The sequence below is a fragment of the Aeromonas sp. D3 genome, from assembly GCF_027705025.1.
In the GTDB taxonomy this organism is placed as follows: domain Bacteria; phylum Pseudomonadota; class Gammaproteobacteria; order Enterobacterales; family Aeromonadaceae; genus Aeromonas; species Aeromonas salmonicida.
Genome location: NZ_JAPDBE010000055.1, coordinates 1 through 24,239, shown reverse-complemented (window position 1 = coordinate 24,239; position 24,239 = coordinate 1). Strand labels below are relative to the sequence as shown.

The window sequence follows — 24,239 nt, the reverse complement described above, 5'->3', positions numbered from 1 at the left end:
CTACCTGAAGCAACACCGCTTATATACCCGCACACTTGGAATTATTTGAGTCTCTAAAAATGAGGGGATCTCTGAGGTGTTGAACACATTTTTGCCATTGGCCCCACAGGGGCATGTCGAGGGCGCATGGCACTGCGCACCCAGGATATCCACACCGCACCCATTTTTGGCGATAAAAAAACAGGGCCGGAGGTTTGCCTCCGGCCCTGTTGCATTGTGCTTGTTCAGCCGGTCAGATGCTGGATTTGACGGTGACGAACTCGGGGTAGGCATCGATGCCGCATTCGTGCACGTCGACTCCCATCATCTCTTCCTCTTCGCTGACTCGCAGCCCCATGGTGGCCTTGAGCATGCCCCAGACGATGAGGGAGGCACCAAACACCCAGCCGAAGATGACGGCCGCACCCAGCAGCTGGGCCGAGAAGGTGGCGCTCTCGTTGGAGAGGGGCACTACCATCAGGCCGAACAGGCCGCAGACACCGTGTACCGAGATGGCGCCGACCGGATCATCAATCTTCAGGCGATCGAAGGCGACGATGGCGTAGACCACCAGGGCGCCGGCCAGGGCACCGATCAGGCTGGCGAACAGCGGGCTGGGGGAGGCGGGGTCGGCCGTGATGGCAACCAGGCCGCCGAGAGCGCCGTTGAGGATCATGGTGAGATCCGCCTTGCCCCAGGTGAGCTTGCTGACCAGCAGGGCGCCGACCACACCGGCTGCCGCTGCGGCATTGGTGTTGACGAACACAGTGCCGATGGCGGTGGCGTCGGCAGCGGTGGAGAGCACCAGCTGAGAGCCACCGTTGAAGCCGAACCAGCCCATCCAGAGGATCAGGGTCCCCAGGGTTGCCAGCGGCAGGTTGGAACCCGGGATGGGGTAGATCTCACCCTGCTTGCCATATTTGCCGCGGCGGGCGCCGAGCAGCAGCACGGCGGCGAGGGCGGCGGCGGCACCGGCCATATGCACTATGCCGGAGCCTGCGAAGTCGGAGAAACCGGCCTCTTTGAGGAAGCCGCCGCCCCAGGTCCAGTACCCTTCCATCGGGTAGATGACGCCCGTCATCACCACGCAGAACAGCAGGAAGGACCAGAGCTTCATCCGCTCGGCCACGGCCCCCGAGACGATGGAGGTGGCGGTCGCCACGAACACCACCTGGAAGAAGAAGTCGGAGTGCAATGAGTGCCCGGCATCGTCAGCCTGGGTGCCGATCAGGCTGCCGAAGCTGGGTAACCAGCCACCGGCGGCATTGTCCACGTACATGATGTTGTAGCCAACCAGCAGAAACATGATGCAGGCAATGGAGTAGAGCAGGATATTCTTGGTCAGGATCTCGGTGGTGTTCTTGGCGCGTACCAGCCCGGCTTCGAGCATGGAGAAGCCGGCGGCCATCCACATGACCAGCACGCCGGATATCAGCAGATAGAAGGTATCGAGCGCATAGCGCAGCTCTGAAACGGACTTGATCAACTCTTCCATGTTGTGTTCCTCGGTTCCTGTTGTATCAAAGGGCTTCTGCGTCAGTCTCGCCGGTGCGGATCCGCACGGCAGCCTGCAGGTCATAGACGAAAATCTTGCCGTCACCGATCTTGCCTGTGTAGGCGGCCTTGCATATGGCTTCGATGATGTGCTCGACGTTGTCGGCCAGGGTGGCGATCTCCAGCTTTACCTTGGGCAGGAAATCGACCTGGTATTCGGCTCCGCGATAGAGTTCGGTGTGCCCCTTCTGGCGGCCGAAGCCCTTGACCTCGGAGACGGTCAGCCCCTCGACGCCGAGACTGGCGATGGCTTCGCGAACGTCATCCAGTTTGAATGGCTTGATAATGGCGGTGATCAGTTTCATGCAGCTTCCCCAATCCTTTGGTGGTTGACCCTGATCAAAGCAATTAGTGGGCCAAAAGTATTAGTGTTTATTTTCAATGTCTTAAGTTTATCTCTGGCCTATATAGCGTGATGTTTACCCAATCTGGACAGAGCCGCGCCAAAGCGGTGCCCCTCATTGGTGCAATTATCGCTACCTACTGAAACGCAGCCGCAGGGGGGGGCCCTGGCTCGGCTGGATGAATCCCTTGTCGACTGGGTGTGCCCGGCTCATGGGTTTGCCTGTGTCATCCAGGATTTATAACCAGACAGACGCAGTAACCTGAACCACACTGGTTGCAGCCGTTGTTCATACGAACCTGATTTCTGCCGATAATATGGCCAATAGCAGGGCAGGTCTGGGCGGGCAAAGAGCGGAGGGCAAGCTGCCGGGTGATAGTTCCCCCTCCGCTGTTTATTCAACAATCGGGCTTGAGCATCCCCGCCACTGTGCGGGGCAGAAGAACAAGGATGGTCTCTATGCTGCAAGAGAGTGACACGATCAGGATATCGGACGTCAGTGAAGCCGTAGTGCACGGCATTCTGGAGGTGGTCAGCGACGGGATCTGGGACTGGAATGCCAACACCGGCTTCGTTTATCGCAACCCTGGCTGGTATCTGATGCTGGGCTATGAGCCCCACTCCCTTGGCAACAACGTTTTCACCTGGGAGGGGGTGATTCACCCCGACGACATTGCGCGGGTGATGGCCTGCTTCGATGCCTATCTGAGTGGTTCAGCGCCCGACTATCGGGTCGAGTACCGCTGCCGCTGTCAGGATGGCAGCTACATCTGGATCGAGGATTGCGGCCATATCATAGCGCGCAATCCGGATGGTTCAGTGGCGCGCATGATAGGTGCCCACCGCAATATCCACGCTCGCAAGCTGCTCTATGAACAGCTCGAGTCACGCAACCATTCACTGGAGCAGCTGATCGCCAAACGCACGGCCGAGCTGGTGCAGCTCAATGCGACATTGCAGCAAAAAGCGGAAGAGAACCGCCAGCTGGCAGAAACCGATGCCCTGACCGGCGCCGCCAGCCGTTATCGGCTCGAGCGTGATATCCAGATGGAGTGCGAACGGGCCAAGCGCTTCCATCAGCCGTTTTCGGTGATCGCCATGGACGTGGATGACTTCAAGCAGATCAATGACAGCCATGGCCACGCTGCCGGGGATCAAACCCTGATCAACATAGTGGCGCGGGTGCAAAGCCATATTCGCGAGATTGACCTGCTGGCCCGCTGGGGTGGGGACGAGTTCATGGTGGTGCTGCCCAATACAGCTCTTGCTGATGCCAGGCGGGTGGCCGACAAGCTGAGGGAGCTGATAGCCCAGTCACGGGTCTGCGAGCAGCTCGATATCACCCTGAGTTTCGGGCTGGCGGAATACCGGCTGAATGAGCCCCTGAGCCAGCTGATGGTACGGGTGGATCGGGCGCTTTATCAGGCCAAGCTGGCGGGCAAGAACCAGATCGGTGAATAGATGACAAGTGCCTGCAAGAGGCTTTTCACCGGTTGCCCGGGCGCGACCGGTTGTCGGATTTCTCTCATTTACCCCCCGAATGCGTATTGACCGCGCGATTGCCTTGACTCCTGTTGAGGGCGCTGGTTTGATGCGCGCTCTTTAATCCCCCATGAGAGATGAGACGATGAAAAAGAGCATCCTGGTTGCCCTGACTGCACTGCCCCTGTTTGCCCACGCCGGTCTGATGGACTCCCTGACCGATACAGTGACCAGCAGTGTCACCAGCAGTGCCAAAGAGATGGCAGGTACCGCCATGGACAGCGCCTCCAACGAAGCGATCAAGAGAGCGCTGGACATCAAGGAAGGCGGCTCCAACAAGCAAGCCATCAAGGACAAGCTGGGCGCACCCGTCACTACCAAGACCGAAGCCGGTCTGGAAGTGTGGACCTATGACCTGAGCGCCCTGAACAAGGCCTCCCCGCTGCTGGCTGAAACCACCAAGACTCTGCTGAAAGAGTCCGAAGTGGCCCAGAAGAACGTCGTCATCAAGTTCGAAGGCGAAACCGTCAAGACCCTGAACCTGGCCGACAAAGCCAAGGCTTGAGTCTGAGTGACGTGCATGAAAAAGGGGCCTGATGGCCCCTTTTTGCTGGCTGACTTTCATGATCACACCTTGAAGCGACGCACCAGGGCCAGCAACTGGCGGTTGGAGCTGAGCAGCGACTCGGCGCTCTGCTCCGTGTTGCGGCCATTTTCTACCAGCAGGTTGAGCATGTCGCGGATGCTGACCATGTTGCGGTTGATCTCCTCTGTCACCCGGCTCTGCTCCTCGGCGGCGGTGGCGATCTGGCTGCTGAGATCGTGGATCTGCACCACTGAGTCGGCCATGCTGTCGAGCCCCCCAGTCACCTGCCCAGTGGTATCTGCCGCGGCCTGACAGCTGCGTTTGGTCTGCTCCATGGCGACGACGGCATCGGCCACCCCCTGAGTGAGGCGCGACAGCATGCTGCCCACCTCGGCCGTGCTCTTCTGGGTACGGGCCGCCAAGGCACGCACTTCGTCAGCCACCACAGCGAAACCGCGCCCCTGCTCACCGGCCCGGGCTGCTTCGATGGCGGCATTGAGCGCCAGCAAGTTGGTCTGGGCGGCGATGCCACCTATCACCCCGAGCACGCTGCCTATCTGCTTGGCATCTTCCTGCATTTCCAGCACCTTGGCGGCGGCGAGATCCACTTCGTCGATCAGGGCCACTACGCTGGCGGAGGCCGATCCCACTACCTTGCGTGAATTGGCGGCCTGGCCGTTGGCGGCTTCGGTGAAGCTGGCCGAGTCGCTGGCGTGTTGTGCCACGCTGTCGGCGGTGGAGCTGAGCTCGGTGAGGGCGGTGACCACCTGATCCGTCTCGGCGGCATGTTCACCAAGGATCCGTCTTGCCTGACCCGTCTGCTGATCGAGCTGCGCCAGTTCGCGGGTGATGAGGTCGGTGGCGTCAGTCACCTGCACCATCATCTGCTGCAAATAGGCGATGAAGCGGTTCACCGACAGGGCGATGTGATCCAGCTCGTCATTCCCCTTCACCTGGATGCGGGCCGTCAGGTCCGCATCGCCGGCAGAGAGGGCGTCGATATTCTGTTTGAGGGTCTGCAAGCGGCTGCCGAGCTGAGTGATGGCCAGCAGCATCAGCACGAACAGCAGCCCGACCAGGGGCAGCTGGATTGCGGCCAGCGTGGTGAGCACGTCCTGGCTGTCCTGGGTCAGGGTGCTGGTTGGCAGAGCGGTGGCCAGCAACCAGGGAGTCCCCTCTATGGCCTGCAGCAGCAATGTCTGTTCCTGCCCCTGATCCTGGAAAGTGGTGCGCAACAGCCCTGTACCCCGGCTCTGGCCGAGCAGGCTGGCGATGGCACCGGCGAAGGGGTAATCGGCGTGAGCCGAGAGGTTGCCCAGCACAACATCCCCGTTCAGACGGGCATTCTTGCTCAGGATCTTGCCGTCAGCCTCGACGATCATCACCTGGCCCCCGATCTCCTGCTCTTTCCTGGCCACCAGATCGTTGAAGAAACCCAGGGTCACATCTATGGTCGATACCCCGAACAGGGCGCCGTTGCGATAGATCCCCATGGCGCAGTTGGTTCTCGGCTGCTGGCTGGCACCGTCCTTGTAGGCCGCCGCCCAGACGCACATGCCCTGGGGAGCCTGTTGCCCCGCCTTGTGCCAGGGCTGTTCGAAGTAGTTGGGGGCCTCGGCCGAGTTCCAGTAGGTGTTGGGGATCAGCTTGTTGGCCGCATCCCTGTGAAAGAAGGTGCTGAACTTGGCACGGCCCGCTTCCCGTTGATCCGGCAGCGGCCAGATGCCGCCCCCAAACACCATGGCATTGCCATATTGATCGATCAGCGCAGGCAGCAGGGCATCAATTTGCTCGCTTGGCAGCTGGGCGACCAGCTGGGTGATGCTGCGGGACTGGCTCTGTACGCCGTTGAGCTCATCGAGGATGTCGGTGGCGATCTCGCTGACCAGCAGTGTCACATTCTGTTCACCGGCCTTCTGCAGCGCCGGCTTGATCCAGATCTGGATGCCGATGACCGTCAGGGCGCACACCAGCACCATGAATCCCACGAAGACGGCTGTATATCGTCCCTTGATTGTTCCCAGACTCCACCCCATAACGACTCCTGTCTGTTGTTGGCACTGTCTTGCGTGACCTTGTTGTTTGAGTCGCCATTATTAGTCATTTCGAACATAAAACGTTTGTTATCGCTCACAGAACCCGGAGCAGAAGATAAGGGAAATGACGGCTCGACGGGGTGATCCCCCTGCCATGAGCCAGTGCGCGGGAAAGTGGAAAAAAGAAAGGGTGGCCGAGGCCACCCTTGTACTGATTGCGATGCGCTTACTGGTGCGCTTCGGCAAACTGCTTCATCGCGTCGGCGTGCTTGGTCATGCCGTCGGCGCGCAGGTTCAGGTTCTTCACGAATTCGGCTTTCTTGGCCGGGTCTTCGATCCTGTCATAACGTTGCTGCAGGTTGGCCTGGATCTGCTCCGGAGTCATGTTTTGCATGCGGGCCATTTTGTCGTGGCGGCCACCGTGGTGCTTGCCACCTTTCATGCCGCTGCCATCCATGGGGCAATTGGTCATGGCGCCGGCCTGGGTAGTGGCAACGGCTTCGCTGGCGGCATAGGCGCCGAGCGGCAGGCCAAGGATCAGGGTGGCGGTCAGCAGAGTTTTGGTCAGAGTCTTCATGGTATATCTCCTTGCGGATTGAGTTCGGATTCGGCTTGCTCGCCTTGACCTCAAGTAAACACCAGACCGGTGTCTGAACTTTGCCAGTTGAAGCCTATTTTGTAGCAGAGTGTGACATCGGGATCTTGTATTTCACCTTGCTGAAGACAGTAGCGAAAACAGGGGGCTACTCATAGAAGAGTGGTTGCCTCCCGGTTAAATTTATCTGCTCATCGGATCAGGGGAATAAGTGATAGTGGCGGGCCGAAATATATTCAGTGCCGGTATGAACCAATAAAAATACCCCACCGGATACAGTCTCTAGCGGGGTATTTCTATGTCACCGGTCAGGCAACATCATTATCGTGAGAAAATCACAGGGTGAATAGGTTGGTTCAGCGCTGGCGGCCGCTGCCAACGCTGTAAGGCATGCGATAGCTGTCGCTGTCACCATCCAGGCTAAGGGTGAGATTGCCCTGGGCTCTCATCGGCAGACGGACCTGCTGCATCCCTTTCAGCTCGGCGGGCACCTGCTTGAGCAGATCGCCGGAGGCGTTGCGGATCATCAGGGTCGGGTTGGCGCTGCTGCTGCTGGCGTTATCGTGCCAGTTGACGAACAGCAGGCCGGGGGCTGCGCTGACGTCGGCCGGAATAGCCGCTTGTGCCATGCCGATGTGGGCCAGTCCGGCCAGTGCAAACAGGGTCAGGGTCTTTTTAATCATCATTGTCTCCTTGGTGTGGCTCGCCGAAGGATGCCGGCGTTGTGTGTCATGGTGTCAGGCGCCGCCCGAACCGGGCGCAGTCTGCATCATGGGGAAGGGAAGTGTGTCTCGTCGGGTGCAGGGAGGCTGGCCGCCGTGACGCCAGCGCCATCCGAAGGGGACTCCCGGGTCAGGCTGTCTGCCTTTGCAGGTTGGTGCGGTTTGGCCGCCGCTCTGGCAAGGGCCTCACTGGCGGCATAAGCCAGCATGAAGGGCGTGGTGAGGGCGAGCATGGCCTGTCTCCTGCAATGAGCGAATATGGACGAGCCCCAGTAAACCTTCGCCTTGTGTCTCAATTTTGCCGAGTGACCGCTTTTTTGTAGCAGAGTGTGGCATCTTGCTGATCTGGCACACTTTGACACAAACCGCCCGACAGATTTTCGTATACTCGTGCCAGCTCTAACAGGAGAGGCTCTCATGAACCAAAGCAGCACCCACATTCTGGTCGTCGACGATCACAGCGAGATCCGCGATCTGCTGAAACGCTTCCTGGAGCAGCATGGCCTGCGGGTCAGCTGTGCCCGGGATGGCAAGGAGATGAAGCGGTTGCTGGAAGAGCGGGAGTTCGATCTGCTGGTGCTGGACCTGATGATGCCGGGGGAGGATGGCCTGACCCTGTGCCGGGAGCTGAGGGCGAAATCCTGCATGCCCATCATAATGCTCACCGCCATGGGGGAGGAGACGGACCGCATCATAGGGCTGGAGATGGGAGCCGATGACTATCTTGCCAAGCCGTTCAACCCGCGGGAGTTGCTGGCTCGCATCAAGGCGGTGATGCGTCGCACCAACGTCGAGCCGCAGCCCGCCCCAGAGACCCTGACCCGGGATCTGCGCTTCGATCGCTGGCTGCTCGACATCAACCGGCGGGAGCTGGTGGATGAAGAGGGGGTGGGGCTGAGCCTCTCTACCGCCGAGTTCGACTTGTTGCGGGTGTTTCTGGAACGTCCCCAGCGGGTGCTGAGTCGGGATCAACTGCTGGATCTGGCCCGTGGCCGGGAGGCTGTCGCCTTCGACCGGGCTATCGATACCCTGGTGAGCCGGCTGCGCCGCAAGCTGGAGCGGGATCCCAAGAACCCCGAACTTATCAAGACCATCTGGGGTGGCGGTTACCTGTTCGCCGCCGATGTGACCCAGGTGTGACCTCGTGGCCATGATCAAGCGATTGTGCTCCCGCCTCTGGCCCAAGGGGCTCACCGGCCAGATCATACTGGTGGCGCTGGCCGGGTTGGTGTTGATCCAGTTGCTCAGCATCCAGATCTACCGCTCGGATCGGGAGGAGGCGCTCGGCTACATCAACAGCCGCAATGCCATGCAGCGCATCGTCTCTGTGGCGCGTCTGCTGGCCCTGTCCCCCCCCTCGCTCTACGACGAAATTCTCAAGGCGAGCCGCAGCGATACCCTGCTGCTGCGCCTCTCTGACGAGCCGCTGCAACCGGAGAATCGCAGCCCCCGCTTCGAGCAGCAGGTGCGTTCACGGCTGGGCTATCCGCCGTCACTGATGGTGGAGATCAGCGCCGAGCTGAAGCAGGATGCCCAGCGCAGCCGCGCCTGGAAACACCACTCCCGCATGCTCAAGGATCGCAAGGGGATGCCGCCACCGCAGGACATGCGGCTGTATGGCTCCATCCAGTTGCCGCGCGGGGGCTGGCTGCAGTTCAGCTCTCTGGTGGACAAGGAGTCGTCGAGCTGGTCCTGGCAAACCACCTTCAACCTGATGCTGGTAGCTAGCATGGTGATTGGCCTGATGATCTGGCTGTTTCGTCGGGCGACCCGGCCGCTCAAACAGCTGGCCGCCAACGCCGACCGGCTGGGGCGTGGCGAGGATATAGAGCCGCTCCACGAAGAGGGGCCGACCGAGATCCGTGAATCCATCCAGGCGTTCAACCGCATGCATACCCGGCTCGACCGCTTCGTGCAGGACAGAACCCGGATGCTGGCGGCCATCTCCCATGACTTGCGCACCCCCATCACCAGTTTGCGGCTAAGAACCGAGTTTCTGGCCGAGGGAGAAGACAAGGAACGCATTCAGCAGACCCTGCAACAGATGGAGCAGATGCTGGCGGCCACCTTGAGCTTTGCCCGGGAAGAGGGGCAGCAGGAGGCGACCAGGGAGCTGGATCTGGTCAGTCTGCTGGAGAGTCTGTGTGACGATTATGCCGATACCGGTCAGCCGGTGACTTGCCTGGTGGAGGGAAAGCAGGTCTATGCCTGCCGCGCCAATACCTTGCGGCGGGTGCTGCAAAACCTCATCGGCAATGCCATCAAGTACGCTGGCAGTGCCGAGGTATCGCTGGAGCGCACCGAGAGTGAGCTGTTGATCCGGGTCTGCGATCAGGGGCCTGGCATAGATCCTGAACGGCTGGAAGATGTGTTCAAGCCGTTCGTGCGGCTCGATGAGGCGCGCAATATCGAATCCGGTAGCGTTGGGCTGGGGCTCTCCATCGCTCGCACTCTGGTACATCAGCATGGGGGCGAACTCACCCTGCACAACCGGGAGCAGGGTGGGCTGGAAGCCAGGATTAGCCTGCCCCTGTAACTGTTGTCGAGGCTGTATGAGGAGGGCGCCCAGGTGGCGCCCTCCTTGGTTTATTTTTCTGCTATCAGACTGAAATAACGCCAATTTCATACTGGGTCATGCTTGCTCTTCTATGATGAAGCTAGTGATAATAAATGGCCGCATAGATGTCCAATAACAAGGTGGGTTCAGGAATGGCGGTCTCTTCTGGGGCAGGTTGGCGGGTCAGTTGGGGCGCAGGTTTGCTGCTCCTTGCACTCTTGCTGCCCGTCTGGGCTACCCCCGCGGTCAAACCCCTGATAGTGGCCAACTCCAAGGCCTGGCAGCCCTTCTCCTACATCAATGACAAGGGGCAGCCAGATGGCCTGTTGATCGACTACTGGCGGGAGTTCGAGCGGGTCACTGGGCGACCGGTCCAGTTCAAACTGGTGGACTGGCAGACCTCGCTGGAGCTGGTGCGCACCGGTAAGGCCGATGTCCATGGTGGCCTGCTCTGGTCACCGGAGCGCAATCCGCTCTATGACTATGGTCGGGCGCTCTCCCGGCTGGATGCCCAGCTGTTTTTTTCCAATTCTCTGCGCGGCACAGATGTGAATTACTACCTGTTGCACGAGAGTGTGGGGGTGGTAGTGGGCGGTTATGAGGAGTATTACGCCCGCAAGCACTTTCCCAACACGCGCCTGCAAGCCTTTGACGATAACGATGCCATGCTGAGTGCCGCTTTGAGCGGAAAGCTGGATGCCTTCATCGCCGATCTGCAGATGGCCAATTTTTATATCTACACCTCGAAAGATCCCACCCGCTTCATTCCCGTACGCCATCTCTACAGCGATGAGGTGCGTTTTGCCGTCGCCAAGGGCAATCAGGCCCTGTTGCAGGAGCTGGAGCAGGGATTTTCTCGCATGGGCGAGGCAGACAGGGAGCGCATTACCCGCAAATGGATGCATATAGAGACCGTCTATCCCATCCACTTCTGGTTCTGGCTATCGGCGACGGCAGGGGCTGTATTGCTGGTTTACATAGTGCAGCTGAGGCGCGCTGTGGCGAGCAGTACCGCCGAGCTGGTCCGGGCCAATGCCCGGCTGGAGAGCCTCGCCAACACAGACTCCATGACGGGGATCCTGAACCGGCGCGCCTTCTTGCCGCTCTTGGCCGAGCGGCTGGCAAGCGGTCAGGCTTCGGCCCTGCTGCTGTTCGACATCGACCGCTTCAAGGGCATCAATGATCACTTTGGCCATGGCGTCGGGGATGAGGTGATCGTCGCCCTGGCCGAGCGGGTGGAGGCCGTCTTGCCAAGCGATGCGCTGTTTGCCCGGATCGGGGGAGAGGAGTTTTGTATCAGCTTGCCGATGGCAGATATGGCGGCGTTGCAAGGCTGGGCAAGCCGGATCGGACGGGAGGTGAGTGCTCAGAAGTTGCAGACCAGTGCCGGTGAGCTGGGGCTTTCCATCAGCACGGGGGCCGTCTGGGTTCCATCAGGGGTCAGGGCAGAGAGCACTGGCTTGCTGCAGCAGGCAGACAAGCTGATGTATGGTTCAAAATCCCGTGGTCGCAATACCTGGCAGGCAGCCTGTTATGCAGAAGAGGACGCTGACAAAGAGGAGACATAGGCCGCCGCCCGGGATGGGCGGCGGCGATTCATCAGAAGTTGTAGGTCATTCCCAGTGTGTAGCGGCGACCGTCCAGCACTGTACCGAAGCTGGTGTAATCCACCGTCTTGTCGAACAGGTTGTAGATACCGGCAGTCACGTCCAGGTTCTTGTTGGCCTTGTAGACCAGACCTGTGTCAAAGAAGGTGTAGGAAGGCGTGCCCTCTGCCATCTTGACCCGGCTCAGGTAGTCAGAGGTCTTGCTGCGGAAGTTGACCCGTGACCAGAGACTGACCTCTTCTGTGGTCTGCCAGTCGACCGTGGTGTTGAACATGTGGCGCGGCATCTGGTTCAGAGGCTTGCCTTCCATCGAGCCGCTCTTCTGCTCGGACTGGGTGAAGGTGTAGCTGGAGGCGAGCGACCAGTCTTCGTTGATGGCCCAGTTGGCCGTGCCTTCCACCCCGCGCATATTCGCCTTGTCGACGTTGATGCGGTCGCTGATGAAGTCATAGGTATGACCGTTCAGAGTGCAGGAGGGATCGCTCTTGCTGGTGCAACGGCGGATCTCGGAGATCTTGTCCTCGAAGTCAGTGTTGAACAGAGTCAGCCCTGTGCTCAACCCCTCCTGACCATCCCACAGCAGTGCGATTTCCTGGCTCACGCTGGTTTCAGGTTTGAGAGCCGGGCTGCCCACCAGCATCCCATCCTGAGTGCCCCCACCCGTGGCCTGGCCCCAGTTGGCGGCCGACATGCGCAGATCCGGTGAACGGTAACCGGTGGAGACGCCCCCTTTCAGCGTCCATGACTCAGCCGGATGCCAGACCCCGTACAGACGCGGGCTCCAGTGAGTGCCGTAGTTCTGATCCCTGTCCATGCGTACGCCGCCGGTCAGGGCGAAGCTGTCGGTCAGTGCCCACTCGTCCTCCACGAACATGGCCCAGCTCCAGCGGGTCAGCTGGTTGGCGCGGTTGGCCACGTTGAGCTGGTTGCCTTGATCCTGCAGATCCTCGTAGCGGTACTGGCCACCCACGCTCAGGTAGTGGTCCCCAAGCTCAAACTGGGTGTGGGTGTCGGCTATGGTGTTGATGAGCTTCATCTGGCGGCCGGGATTGGTATTCTCTTCCCGCTGCAGATAGCTGGTGGAGGAGCCAAAGTCGTAGCGGCCGTCGTGGGTGATGGCGTAGTTGGTGCGCTCGTAAGTGCTCAGGCTGGGCTTGGACTTGGCCGGGATGGACTCACCCGGCGTGCGATCACGATCCTGCAGACCGCGGCTGGCCTCGAAGTCGAAGCGATTGTGCTCGTCAGGGGTCAGGCTGAACACGGCAGTGCCGCTGCGCATCTCCTGTTCGGCGAAGCCATTCTGGAACTGATCCTCACCGCGATGGGAAAGCTGGCCGTTCAGACGCACCCCCAGCAGCCCGTCTACCAGAGCGCCGGCCGTGTAGGCGTTGGTCTGGAAGATATTGCCTGAGTCCTTGTTCTCCTGGAAGGTGGAGTCAGCATGCAGCGAACCCTGCCATGCAGTCATGCTGGCGGTCTTGCGGGTGATGACGTTGATGACGCCGCCCATGGCATCCGATCCGTAACGGGAGGACATGGGGCCCCGCACTACCTCGATACGCTCTATGGCTTGCAGCGGTGGCAACCAGCCCTGCTCTATGCCCGGGCCATCGCTGTTGGGACGAGTGCCACGGCTGTCGACTCGCTTGCCATCCACCAGCATCAGCGTGTATTTGGAGCCCATGCCACGAATGCTGATGTCACTGCTGCTGCCACCCCCGGTGATCACCACGCCCGGCACATCTTTCAGTGCATCGGTCACGTCGCGGTAGGCGCGTTTTTCCAATTGCTCACGGGTCACTACCGAGATGGAGGCGGCGGTATCTTCGATCTTCTGCTGGAAGCCGGAAGCCGTCACAACCATGACTTCCTGTTCGGTGGCATAGGCGTGGGAGGCTAGGGTGGCGAGAATGAGCGTGGTCAGCTTGTTGCGGTGCATTTTTATCATGTTGGCCTGAACTCTTTTAATGAGAAAGTGACATTCATCCTTTGGGTGAACTCGATGGGGTGACTTCACTGCATCCCGCGTGAAATCAGGACCGGGAAGGTTCAATTGAATAATCTTCCCGTTTGTCGGCTGGCATTGTAATGATCAGTGAAAGGTGTGTAAACGATAATTAATCTCATTAAGTTTATTGGGCTGTCATAGGGCCAGCAGGAGGGGCAGACAGAGCGGGGAGTACCTGGGTGACATAAAGCAGCAAGATGAACAGAGTCGAGGGAGAGATGAAAGGGCTGAGAGAGGGGGTAAACGGGGTAAACACTGAATTTCAGACAACAAAAAACCCGCCTAGGCGGGTTTTTTTAATTCTTGCAGAAGGTCTTCTCAGCAGGCGTTAGCTAGCGTGAAGGCTTCCTTGCTTGAATTACAGACCAACTACGTTGGCAGCAGCCGGGCCTTTCTGGCCTTGCTCGATGGTGAACTCAACGCGCTGACCTTCGTCCAGAGTTTTGAAGCTGGTGGACTGGATTGCAGAGAAGTGTACGAACACGTCTTTGCTGCCGTCAGCCGGGGAGATGAAACCAAAACCTTTCTCGGCGTTGAAGAATTTAACGGTACCAGTCATTTTGTTAGACATAATAATTTCCTAAAATAGTGTTTTAAGTGCCAAAAGTTGGCAATCTATGATTTTTCGTCAGCAATACGTATGGGGAGCACTAAAGAAGGAGAATTATTTAATAAGAACTATCGTAGATAACTCTTATACTAATCACTGCTTTACTAAAATGACTGCCTAACATAAACAGGTCTGAACTACCGAACCATCGAGAGAGATTAAAACATGCTCTCTTCGTTAAAGCAAACTTTATCTCAATATTAATTTCTGGTTATCGACGTGCTACCAACTTCATATTGTCACATGAGCCACGGCGTTCACTGACGAGATTGAGCGCTGGCCCTTGCTATGATTGGCGCTGAGCTTTTTTGTGACTGCTTTCTGACTGGCGTAGAGGCGTTCCTGATCAAGAGCGGTATAGCAGTGCTCTTCCTTAGGTTGCCGCAGGGCCTGAATGGCAAACGCCCACCCACACCGGTCTGGTGTGGGTGGGCGTTCATCAACACAGCGCTAACTCAGCGCTTGCTGCGAAACTTGTTGCTGACGGAGTCGATCCAGCTGAAGGTTTCTGGCAGTACCTGATTTCTGGCCCGTTCTTTGGCCTTTTCCCGAGCCAGTTTGGAAGCCACCTTGGCCGCCTCTGCACGATCTGCCACGATTTTAAGCCGGCCTTCCTCACGGATCCTGTTACGTTCTGCGTTGGTCAGCTGATGATCAGCATTGGCCTGGGCTTTTTGGAGCAACAGGGTTATCTCGGCCTTTTCGGCTTCGGTGAGGTCTTTCATTTCCAACTTTTTCACGGCGCGCTCCTGGGGCGGCTGGGGGGTGGAATACATTAACACATTTTCACCGACTATTTCTTATGCAATCCGCTCTGCTGGCATAAAAGAGCCGGTTCCGCACTTTTCTCCGTCATTTATCTGCCAGTTCACTGCAGATTTCTCGTATGTCCCGGTTTGCCTGGTACAGCTCTCAACTGTGGCCGCTCGGTTCGACATGGATCAGCACTATGGCATGAGGTATGTGACGCATTATGCCTTCTTCTATCCGATCGCAGATGGCGTGGGAGTGTTCGATACTCATCTCCTTGGGCAGGGTCAGATGGAAATCGATGTGGCGACGGCGTCCGGCCTGGCGACTGCGCAGGGCGTGAAAGCCCCCATGCTCCGGGCAGCACTGTTCGATCACTCGGGTCGTCATGGCCAGTTCCTCCTCGTTCATGCTGTGGTCCAGCAGTGGTTGAAAAGCCTGGTCAAGCATGGATATTGCTTCTCTGAGAATGAAGAGCGCCACGCAGATGGCGACTATGGGGTCGAGCAGATAGAGGTTGTAACCCAGCCCGGCGGCGAGCCAGATACCCGACAGACCGACAGCCACCCCTAGGGAGGTCAACACGTCTGCCTTGAGGTGCAGGGCATCAGCTGCCAGGGCAACGGATTCTTCCTCTTTCGCCACCCGATACAGATAGGTGGAAACGCCGCTGTTGACCAGCGCCGAGATCAGCATGACCAGTACGCCAAAACCCACGCTTTCGATCGGCGTTGGTGTAATCAACTTGCCGATAGCTTCGAAGATGATCCAGCCAGCGGCCAGCAGGATCAGCAAAGCTTCGATCACGCCGGAGACGTTTTCTATTTTGTCATGTCCATAAGGATGGCGTTGATCGGGGGGAATATCTGACCTGCGTACTGCAAACAGGGCGATGAGAGCCGCCACCAGATCCATTGCCGAATGAATGGCCTCCGAAATAATACTGACGGAGCCACTCAGAATGCCAGCGAATATCTTCATGATAATCAGTGTGATATTTGAGCAAACGGAGACCAGCGCCGCTCTCGTTTTTCTGGTCATGGGATGTCCTTATTCTCGGGAACATAATTATAAAAATAAGTCGGGATAATATCAGCTTGAAAATAAAACCGCCTATTCAGGTTGTAATATTTTGTTTCTGACGGTAGTGAGAATGCTTATCTAAATTACCTTGTCTTATTTAAAGAATAGTCATTTTTGATTTGGTGATTTATTTCAATTCGTGAGTGAATATGTCAGGGCAGGCGAATTTTATCAGGCATACTCAGGTTTTTTGGCCTTTCATGCCATCAGGTGTCCGATCGGAGCCGATATGGAGGCATGACTCAGGACGAACCCTGGCTGATGAGGGTGGATTCTTGCGCAACATTGGGGGTATGCTGGAGTGAGTGCGATCAATCGGTCGTCACTGAAAGCGTACTACTGAAGTCTACGATTCGGATGGCATGCTGGAACCTGGGTTCCAACTGTCTGGGTAACATTTTTGGAGTTTGATGATGAGTAACAAAGAACATCACAACGGCAAAGATGCCAAGAAAAAACCGCAGATGTCACTGAAAGAGAAGCGCGACGCCAAACGTCAGAAAGCAGACCTGAAAAATGGCAGCGCTATAAAGTAACGCTCCTCCACGCTGTAGTTCCTCTGGAGCCAGTATCAAGCCAGCCTTTCACAGGCTGGCTTTTATGTTTTTGCCTCATGGTGTGGCGCCGTAGGCCTCGAAGATCTGCCGATAGCGCCCGTCGGCTCGCATGGCATCTAGTTGGCGATCGAACCAGCGTTGCAGCTCCACCTGACGAAAGGCGAAATGGTAATGGGTTGGCGCAAACAGGTCATATTGCCTGACCCGGCCACTAGCATAGAGCTCGGCGCCATATTTGCTGTCGGCCAGCTCTGCCAGATAGTAGTAAAACACCCGCTGCTCCAGGATCACTGCATCCACCCGCCCCAGCATCAGTCTGTGAACCTGCCCCTGTTGTTTGGCGACCTCCTCATAGCGGGGATTTTGATCCGCCATGCTGGCAAAGGCACCTCCCAGTATCTGGCGAGCCCGCTGAAAGGCGCTGACTCTCAGGGTTTTCATATCGTCCAGTGTGCTGATATGAGTCTTGCCGAGGGTGAACACCCGGTTATGGAAGGCAATCACGGGCTGTGACAGGAAGACATTGTTCAGCATGCCGGGCTTGACGTTGATGATGGCGTCAAGCTTGCCGGACTCCAGCATCCGGAAAGTGCGTTCCAGCGGCAGATATTCAAAGCGGGGCTCATAACCACTGTCGCGAAAGGCCTCTTTAAACAGGTCGAGCTCGATCCCGCGTCCCTCTTCCTCGATCACATAGGGGGGGATGGCGAAGCTGACGCCCACCCGTAGCAGTTCGGCGGCAAATAGCCGGGGGGCCACCATGGCGGCGGTCAGACAAATGGTGAGCAGTAGCGTGCGATGCAGAAACACCATGAGTTCTCTCTGGCAAACGAGTCGTCCTGAGCATAATCCCAAGACGGCCTGTGACACGTGGAAATAACGGCCACATTCACACAGGAACAGCACCGCATGCCGTGCCTGCGTCAAGAACAGGTAAAAAAAGGCCCTGCATGAACAGGGCCTCTCGGGATGTATTGCCGATTAGAACGGGATATCGTCGTCGAAGTCCATCGGCGGCTCGTTGTAGACAGGCGGTGCTGACTGGGGCTGTTGGGCCGGACGACCATAACCGCCTTGTGGCTGCTGCATGTTCTGCTGCGGTGCGGCGGCAGGACGAGCCTGGTTTACCGGCTGCTGGGCTGGCATGCCTTGTTGCGGTTGACCCCAGTTGCCTTGAGCTTGAGGTTGGCCACCCATGTTTTGGCCAGCGCCACCTTGCGGGCGACCACCCAGCATCTGCATCACGCCACTGAAGCTGTCTACCAGCACTTCAGTGGTATAACGCTCTTGGCCACCTTGATCCTGCCATTTGCGAGTCTGCAGTTTCCCTTCGACATAGACCTGGGAGCCCTTCTTCAGGTACTCGCCAGCCACTTCGGCCAGCTTGCCCATGAACACCACACGGTGCCATTCGGTACGCTCTTTCTGCTCACCGGTCTGCTTGTCGCGCCAGGTTTCAGAGGTGGCCAGGGTGATATTGGTCACGGCACCGCCACTCGGCATGTAGCGTACTTCCGGGTCTTGTCCCAGGTTACCGATCAGAATGACTTTATTGATGCCTCGACTGGCCATAATCTCTCTTCCACCCTTTATATACCGGCCAGGCCATATGCCCGGACCAATTCAACATATCGTTTGTTTTCTGCGAGATAGGCAGCATCGCTTGGCGACACTGACACATCATGCGATGACTGAACCCGGTTCAGTCGGCCAGCTGGCCAATGTTCCGCTTTCAGATTTTGGCCGCAATAATAACAGTTGGCGTGAACGAGCGCACATCTTCCTGCCCTGTCATCCTCCACCCGGAGCATGAACCGAAGGATTAACTTACACGAGGCCTACCATGACCAGCAAGCGAGCAGGGCTGGATGGCCTGAGCAAACGTAGCAAAACGGGTTCCGACTGCACTGTGACACTCTTTGTCAGGCACAGTGCCAGTATTCCACCCAAATGGGGGGGGGTGGCTAGTCATTTGTATTGCTTGGGAAATTGGTGAGTTTCAAAAGAGGCACACTGGCGTCTAATGCTTTTTTAATGCTGCAGCGTTTGGAGGGCTTGGTACTCTCTGCTGCCAAAAAAACCATGGCCTGAATGTTCAAGGACGTGCTCTTCATGACCACCCCATACACCATAGTCGTACTGGTGACTGAAAATAATGTGCAGGCGACCAGTTTTCAGAGCTATCTGGCTGAGCAGCTGGCACTCCCCATCCTGCTGGTAAGCACCCTGGAGGCGCTGCCGGAACAGGATGGGCGAGAGTCACACCCATTATTTCTGGTCGATCTGGATTACCTCAAGTCGAGCCAGCAGAGTGGGTGGCCGAGGGAGATCTCCAGTCGCTTCGGGGAAGCCAACACGATATTGCTCAATGCCCCGACCAGCACGGATCGCGAGTTGTTGCTGATGTGGCCTCACACCAGCGGACTCTTCTTCCGCCAGGATCCGCTGGATCGGCTGGTGCTCGGCATTCGCAAGGTGTTGCAGGGGGAGTACTGGATCCCGCGCCATTTGCTGTGCGATCTGGTCAACTACTACCGCAAGGGGGGAGAACATCACCTGCGCAACCAGACGCTGCTGACTGCGCGCGAGCAGGAGATCATCCGCTACCTGATGACGGGTGCCTCCAATACCGAGATTGCCGACAGCCTGTTTGTGAGCGAGCACACCATCAAGTCCCACCTCTATAACGTCTTCAAGAAATTGAACGTCAAGAACCGGTTGCAGGCGGTGAGCTGGGCCAAAGAATATCTCTGAAATCGATGGAGATGATGGATAAAACCTGTCTATTCATCCAGTAGTCTCTATGCCATACTGATTCGCTCTGATTTGTGTATCGAGCGTGCAACAAGATGGAAAAGATAGTGGTCCGGGGTGCTCGCACCCATAACCTCAAGAACATCAATCTGACCTTGCCCCGCGACAAGCTGATCGTGGTTACCGGCCTCTCCGGTTCAGGCAAGTCTTCCCTGGCGTTCGATACCCTTTATGCCGAAGGGCAGCGTCGCTATGTGGAGTCGTTATCTGCCTATGCCCGCCAGTTTCTCTCCCTGATGGAGAAACCGGATGTGGATCATATAGAGGGGCTCTCCCCTGCCATCTCCATCGAGCAGAAGTCCACCTCTCACAACCCGCGCTCGACCGTTGGCACCATCACCGAAATTTATGACTACCTGCGTCTGCTTTTTGCGCGGGTAGGTGAGCCCCGCTGCCCGGCTCATGCCATCCCGCTCGCCGCCCAGACCATCAGCCAGATGGTGGATCAGGTGCTGGCCCAGCCGGAGGGCAGCAAACTGATGCTGCTGGCCCCCGTGGTACGGGATCGCAAGGGTGAGCACACCAAGTTGCTGGAGAATCTGGCGGCCCAGGGCTATATCCGGGCCCGTATCGATGGCGAGGTGTGTGATCTCTCGGATCCACCCACCCTGGAGCTGCACAAGAAGCACACCATAGAAGTGGTGGTGGACCGCTTCAAGGTACGCGATGACCTGGCGTTGCGGCTGGCCGAATCGTTCGAGACGGCATTGACCCTCTCAGGCGGTATCGTGCAGGTGGTGCCCATGGATGGGGAAGAGGGGGTTGGGCCCATGACCTTCTCTGCCAACTTTGCCTGCCCTGAGTGTGGCTACTCCATGTCAGAGCTGGAGCCGCGCATCTTCTCCTTCAACAATCCGGCCGGTGCCTGCCCCACCTGTGATGGGCTCGGGGTACAGCAATATTTCGATCCGGCCAAGGTGATCCATGATCCTTCCATCAGTCTGGCCAACGGCGCCATTCGTGGCTGGGACAAGCGCAGTTTCTATTACTTCCAGATGCTCAAATCCCTCTCCGATCACTACAAGTTCGATCTGGAGGCCGCGTGGGAAGATCTGCCCCTCAAGACCCAGGAGGTGATCCTGCGTGGCTCGGGCCGTACCGAGGTCGAGTTCCGTTACATGAACGATCGCGGTGACGTTGTGGTGCGCAAGCATCCGTTCGAGGGGATCCTGCACAACATGGAGCGCCGCTACCGTGAAACCGAGTCCAACTCGGTACGGGAAGAGCTCTCCAAGTACATCGCCAATAAATCCTGTACCAGTTGCGGCGGCAGTCGACTGCGGGAAGAGGCGCGCCACGTATTCGTGGACAACCGCAATCTGTCCGCCATCGCCGAACAGTCCATCGGGGATGCGCTGGCCTTCTTCGAGGGACTGAGCCTGACCGGCCAGCGCGCCCAGATCGCCGAGAAGATCCTGAAAGAGATCGTCGAACGGCTCGGCTTCCTGGTTAACGTCGGCCTCAACTATTTGAGTCTCTCACGCAGTGCAGAGACCCTCTCCGGCGGGGAAGCCCAGCGCATCCGGCTGGCGAGCCAGATCGGCGCCGGCCTGGTTGGGGTCATGTATGTGCTGGATGAACCTTCCATCGGCCTGCACCAGCGTGACAACGAGCGGCTGCTCACGACCCTCATCCATCTGCGCGACCTGGGCAACACCGTCATCGTGGTGGAACACGACGAGGATGCCATTCGCTTGGCTGACCACGTGCTCGACATAGGCCCCGGGGCCGGGGTGCATGGCGGTAATATCGTGGCCCAGGGGACACCCCAGCAGATCATCGACAACCCGGATTCGCTGACCGGTGACTATCTCTCTGGCCGCAAGCGGATTGCCATTCCTGCCGAGCGTACGGCGCTCACCGGCAAGTGGTTGAAACTCAAAGGCGCGAGCGGCAACAACTTGTGCAACGTCAATCTGGACCTGCCTCTGGGGGTGATGACCTGCGTCACCGGCGTTTCCGGCTCCGGCAAGTCGACCCTGATCAACGACACCCTTTTCCGCATTGCCCACCGCGAGCTCAACAAGGCGACCGAGTCGACCCCGGCGCCCTATCGCAGTGTCGAGGGACTGGAGCACCTGGACAAGGTGGTGGATATCGACCAGAGCCCCATCGGTCGTACCCCGCGCTCCAACCCGGCCACCTATACCGGCCTGTTCACCCCGATCCGCGAGCTGCTTTCCGGCACGCAGGAGGCGCGCTCCCGTGGCTATCTGCCGGGTCGCTTCTCCTTCAACGTCAAGGGCGGTCGCTGCGAAGCCTGTCAGGGGGATGGGGTTATCAAGGTGGAAATGCACTTCCTGCCGGACGTTTACGTGCCATGCGATGTCTGCAAGGGCAAGCGTTACAATCGCGAGACCCTGGAGGTGAAGTACAAGGGCAAGAACATCCACGAAATACTGGACATGACGGTGGAGGACGCGCGTGCCTTCTTCGATCCGGTACCGGCAGTGGCGCGCAAACTGCAAACCTTGATGGATGTGGGTCTCTCTTACATTCGCCTTGGTCAGTCAGCGACAACGCTCTCCGGCGGCGAGGCGCAGCGGGTCAAGCTGGCGCGCGAGCTCTCCAAGCGTGACACCGGCCAGACCCTCTATATCCTGGATGAACCGACCACAGGGCTGCACTTCCACGATATCCAGCAGCTGCTCAAGGTATTGCATCAACTGCGGGATCGCGGCAATACCATCGTTATCATCGAGCACAATCTGGACGTCATCAAAACCGCCGACTGGATTGTCGATCTGGGACCCGAGGGGGGGGCTGGTGGCGGTCGCATTCTGGTGACGGGCACGCCGGAGCAGATCAGCCGTTGTGAGGATTCTCATACGGCGCGCTTTTTGGCGCCGCTGTTGGTAAAATAATCACAGCAGTCATGAGACAAGGGGCCCTGGGCCCCTTGTTTTTTATGGTGGATATTCAGTTGCCGTCTCAGGAAGCGGATACTCCATACTGGCACAAGACCCTTTCCGCTCCGTTGTTTGCCATCCAGAGGATATTGGCGTTCATGGCTCAATCTTCCCGCTCCATCGACCACTTGCTGGCTTACTCCATGTTCCCCGTCTGGGCCGGAGCCATCCTGATGCTGCTCATCGTGATTGCCCTGGCACAAGTACCGGCGGCGCAGCGGGTCGAGGAGCAGAGGATGAAGGATCACCTGCAGCGAGTGATCAAGGCCGTGCAGGGAGATATCAACGCCATCAATGCTTTTGCCCGTGACTGGGGGATCTGGGACGAGAGCTATCGCTTCCTGGCTCATCCCAATCAGGCCTATATCCGTTCCAACTTGCTGGTCGACACCCCGATGCGGGATTTCGAACTCAATGTGCTGAGCTTTATGGATTTACAGGGACACGAGATTTGGACCCGCACCCTGCTGCCCGAGACGCCAGACACGGATACGACCCTGCTCCCTTTCTTTCTGGATGACCTCAAGCAGCAGCTGCTGCGTCAGTCGCGTCAAAATGGAGTGAGCAGTTTGAGCGGGGTAAGGGGTTCCCAATGGGGGCCGCTTATCTTTTCGCTCCAGCCAGTGACCGACTCGCAAGGCAGCGTCAAGCCCAACGGCTACCTGCTGGTCACCCGCTGGCTGGATGCGCGGTATCTGAGTGATCTGGCGGAACGTACTGCGCTTTCCCTGACTATTTCCCAGCCCAAGCCCTCCGACAACTTCGTCTCCTTCAAGCCGCTCAAACCACAGATGCGTTACCGACTGGTGGATCTGGGGCTGCAACGGGTCAGAGGGGAGGGCTTGTTGCTCGATAATGAAGGGGATCCCGTGCTGACCCTGATAGTGGAAGAGGAGCGTTATGTGTTGCAGGGGGCCATGGAGGGGGCTATCTGGACCTTCTTTGGCATGTTGTTGATCAGCATCGCCTGCGTCCTGATGGCCCTGGCCCGGCTGAGAGCCATAGTGTTGGGGCCGGTCAGCGAGATGGTGAAGGCGCTGCAGAAATTTGGCGACAAGCAGGATGTGAGCCTGCTGCCGCTTATCGACAGCAGCCAGGAGATGGCCCTGCTCAGCCGCAAGTTCAGGGAGATGGCGGCCAAGATCAGTCTGCACCACAGTGCCTTGCAGGCGCACTCTTCCAGGATGGAGGTCGCCGCCTATACGGATCCGCTCACACATGCCTCCAATCGGCGCTACCTCGACGAGTGGTTGCTGAGCCGGGATAACGTCACCGCTGCCAGGGTGCTGGTGATCCTGGACCTGGACTACTTCAAGCAGGTCAACGATCGCTTTGGCCACGACATGGGAGATCTGGTGTTGTGCCAGCTGGCCGCATTGATGCGCAATGCTCTCGGCGAGGAGGAGCCGCTGATCCGGCTGGGCGGGGAGGAATTCCTGCTGTTGTTGACCTGTGAGGAGGCGGAGCGGGTGGCAGCTCGGATTGAGCGCTTGCGCCGCAAGATTGCCGAATATCGGTTCGGTCGGGAAGAGGTGCCCCTCCGGATGACGGCATCACTAGGGTATTGCAGTTACCCCCTGCACCCCGAGCTGAAAGATTCGTTCTGGAATCTCAGCTTCAAGCTGGCGGACATGGCGCTGTACAGGGCCAAGCAGGAGGGACGGGATCGCTGGCGGGGATATAGCGGTGAACTGGCTAGGGAGCAGTGGGCATTGAGCCCGGAACAGATAGTGGAGGGAGAGTTCCTCTTGTGTCAGGCATCCCATCTCCGTCAGCCCGCTTGATGAGTCTGTATTGACAGTAGGATGCAGGGGATAAATACCTGCCACATCAGCTGGAAAAAAGGGGATCTCATATGATGGTGACGCGGAGACTATTGCGTTTCCCTTTGGTCTGTTTTTTTATGAATATTCCGCTCACAGCCGAGTCACATTTGATACAAAAATACACTGCCATGAAGACTAGGTAGTGGAAGGTGCGAATAAGCGGGGAAATTCTTCTCGGCTGACTCAGTCATTTCATTTTTTCAGTTTGAGCCGATCTTTTC

21 protein-coding genes are annotated in these 24,239 nt (G+C 58.0%); 9 read left to right on the top strand and 12 right to left on the bottom strand.

All coding sequences use genetic code 11. From position 1 onward, the window contains the following. Positions 1-232: 232 nt before the first annotated feature. Together OKC28_RS21105 and glnK are read right to left on the bottom strand one after the other, a co-directional pair. Positions 233-1,474 (bottom strand): ammonium transporter, encoded by a 1,242-nt coding sequence (locus OKC28_RS21105; RefSeq protein ID WP_270691050.1) that lies wholly within the window; start codon positions 1,472-1,474, stop codon positions 233-235. A 25-nt stretch (positions 1,475-1,499) separates the two neighbouring features. Further along, the gene (gene glnK / locus OKC28_RS21100; RefSeq protein ID WP_005316576.1) at positions 1,500-1,838 is read right to left on the bottom strand and encodes a P-II family nitrogen regulator; all 339 of its coding nucleotides are present in this window, start codon (positions 1,836-1,838) and stop codon (positions 1,500-1,502) included. A gap of 497 nt (positions 1,839-2,335) precedes the next feature. On the opposite strand from glnK, the gene OKC28_RS21095 reads away from it, so the two are divergent. Both OKC28_RS21095 and OKC28_RS21090 read left to right on the top strand, forming a co-directional pair. Then, positions 2,336-3,337, top strand: a complete 1,002-nt coding sequence (locus OKC28_RS21095; RefSeq protein ID WP_256686069.1) for a sensor domain-containing diguanylate cyclase — start codon at positions 2,336-2,338, stop codon at positions 3,335-3,337. A gap of 166 nt (positions 3,338-3,503) precedes the next feature. Then, a complete protein-coding gene (locus tag OKC28_RS21090; protein ID WP_059113346.1) occupies positions 3,504-3,923 on the top strand; it encodes a hypothetical protein in 420 nt (139 codons plus the stop codon). A gap of 62 nt (positions 3,924-3,985) precedes the next feature. Here OKC28_RS21090 and OKC28_RS21085 read toward each other — a convergent pair whose 3' ends face one another. From OKC28_RS21085 to OKC28_RS21070, 4 genes are all read right to left on the bottom strand, one after another. Further along, positions 3,986-5,980: a methyl-accepting chemotaxis protein gene (locus tag OKC28_RS21085; protein WP_099991432.1), complete on the bottom strand. Its 1,995-nt coding sequence runs from the start codon at positions 5,978-5,980 to the stop codon at positions 3,986-3,988. 226 nt (positions 5,981-6,206) lie between these two features. Further along, on the bottom strand, positions 6,207-6,557 hold the full coding sequence (locus OKC28_RS21080; protein WP_005316566.1) for a hypothetical protein: 351 nt from the start codon (positions 6,555-6,557) through the stop codon (positions 6,207-6,209). 374 nt (positions 6,558-6,931) lie between these two features. After that, on the bottom strand, positions 6,932-7,258 hold the full coding sequence (locus OKC28_RS21075; protein ID WP_081100767.1) for a hypothetical protein: 327 nt from the start codon (positions 7,256-7,258) through the stop codon (positions 6,932-6,934). A gap of 86 nt (positions 7,259-7,344) precedes the next feature. Next, a complete protein-coding gene (locus OKC28_RS21070) occupies positions 7,345-7,530 on the bottom strand; it encodes a hypothetical protein (protein WP_059113343.1) in 186 nt (61 codons plus the stop codon). Positions 7,531-7,714: 184 nt separating this feature from the next. Here OKC28_RS21070 and OKC28_RS21065 point away from each other — a divergent pair, with 184 nt between their 5' ends. The 3 genes from OKC28_RS21065 to OKC28_RS21055 all read left to right on the top strand — a co-directional run bounded on the left by OKC28_RS21065 (position 7,715) and on the right by OKC28_RS21055 (position 11,422). Then, on the top strand, positions 7,715-8,437 hold the full coding sequence (locus OKC28_RS21065) for a response regulator (protein ID WP_005316557.1): 723 nt from the start codon (positions 7,715-7,717) through the stop codon (positions 8,435-8,437). Positions 8,438-8,447: 10 nt separating this feature from the next. Continuing rightward, positions 8,448-9,833: an ATP-binding protein gene (locus OKC28_RS21060; RefSeq protein WP_011899191.1), complete on the top strand. Its 1,386-nt coding sequence runs from the start codon at positions 8,448-8,450 to the stop codon at positions 9,831-9,833. Between the two features lie 173 nt (positions 9,834-10,006). Continuing rightward, positions 10,007-11,422 carry a transporter substrate-binding domain-containing diguanylate cyclase gene (locus OKC28_RS21055; protein ID WP_256686063.1) on the top strand — a complete coding sequence of 472 codons (1,416 nt, stop codon included), beginning with the start codon at positions 10,007-10,009 and terminating at the stop codon, positions 11,420-11,422. A 31-nt stretch (positions 11,423-11,453) separates the two neighbouring features. On the opposite strand, the gene OKC28_RS21050 is transcribed toward OKC28_RS21055, so the two are convergent. The 4 genes from OKC28_RS21050 to OKC28_RS21035 form a co-directional block, all read right to left on the bottom strand. Beyond that, positions 11,454-13,400 (bottom strand): ligand-gated channel protein, encoded by a 1,947-nt coding sequence (locus OKC28_RS21050; RefSeq protein WP_256688429.1) that lies wholly within the window; start codon positions 13,398-13,400, stop codon positions 11,454-11,456. 427 nt (positions 13,401-13,827) lie between these two features. Next, positions 13,828-14,040 carry a transcription antiterminator/RNA stability regulator CspE gene (gene cspE, locus OKC28_RS21045; protein ID WP_005316548.1) on the bottom strand — a complete coding sequence of 71 codons (213 nt, stop codon included), beginning with the start codon at positions 14,038-14,040 and terminating at the stop codon, positions 13,828-13,830. A gap of 494 nt (positions 14,041-14,534) precedes the next feature. Beyond that, positions 14,535-14,819, bottom strand: coding sequence for a DUF3811 domain-containing protein (locus tag OKC28_RS21040; protein ID WP_011899186.1), 285 nt, complete (start codon positions 14,817-14,819; stop codon positions 14,535-14,537). Between the two features lie 172 nt (positions 14,820-14,991). Continuing rightward, positions 14,992-15,870: a cation diffusion facilitator family transporter gene (locus OKC28_RS21035; RefSeq protein WP_034524357.1), complete on the bottom strand. Its 879-nt coding sequence runs from the start codon at positions 15,868-15,870 to the stop codon at positions 14,992-14,994. Positions 15,871-16,322: 452 nt separating this feature from the next. Here OKC28_RS21035 and OKC28_RS21030 point away from each other — a divergent pair, with 452 nt between their 5' ends. Next, positions 16,323-16,448: a hypothetical protein gene (locus tag OKC28_RS21030; RefSeq protein WP_011899188.1), complete on the top strand. Its 126-nt coding sequence runs from the start codon at positions 16,323-16,325 to the stop codon at positions 16,446-16,448. Between the two features lie 75 nt (positions 16,449-16,523). Here the strand turns inward: OKC28_RS21030 and OKC28_RS21025 are convergent, their stop codons facing one another. Beyond that, positions 16,524-17,282, bottom strand: a complete 759-nt coding sequence (locus OKC28_RS21025; protein WP_256686056.1) for a substrate-binding periplasmic protein — start codon at positions 17,280-17,282, stop codon at positions 16,524-16,526. Between the two features lie 168 nt (positions 17,283-17,450). Further along, a complete protein-coding gene (locus tag OKC28_RS21020) occupies positions 17,451-18,041 on the bottom strand; it encodes a single-stranded DNA-binding protein (RefSeq protein WP_005316531.1) in 591 nt (196 codons plus the stop codon). Positions 18,042-18,560: 519 nt separating this feature from the next. Here OKC28_RS21020 and OKC28_RS21015 point away from each other — a divergent pair. The 3 genes from OKC28_RS21015 to OKC28_RS21005 all read left to right on the top strand — a co-directional run bounded on the left by OKC28_RS21015 (position 18,561) and on the right by OKC28_RS21005 (position 23,976). Continuing rightward, positions 18,561-19,223: a LuxR C-terminal-related transcriptional regulator gene (locus OKC28_RS21015; RefSeq protein ID WP_059114037.1), complete on the top strand. Its 663-nt coding sequence runs from the start codon at positions 18,561-18,563 to the stop codon at positions 19,221-19,223. 95 nt (positions 19,224-19,318) lie between these two features. Next, complete coding sequence (gene uvrA / locus OKC28_RS21010) at positions 19,319-22,147, top strand: excinuclease ABC subunit UvrA (protein ID WP_021140737.1); 2,829 nt, start codon at positions 19,319-19,321, stop codon at positions 22,145-22,147. Positions 22,148-22,290: 143 nt separating this feature from the next. Then, positions 22,291-23,976 carry a sensor domain-containing diguanylate cyclase gene (locus OKC28_RS21005; RefSeq protein WP_021140736.1) on the top strand — a complete coding sequence of 562 codons (1,686 nt, stop codon included), beginning with the start codon at positions 22,291-22,293 and terminating at the stop codon, positions 23,974-23,976. Positions 23,977-24,239: the final 263 nt, after the last annotated feature.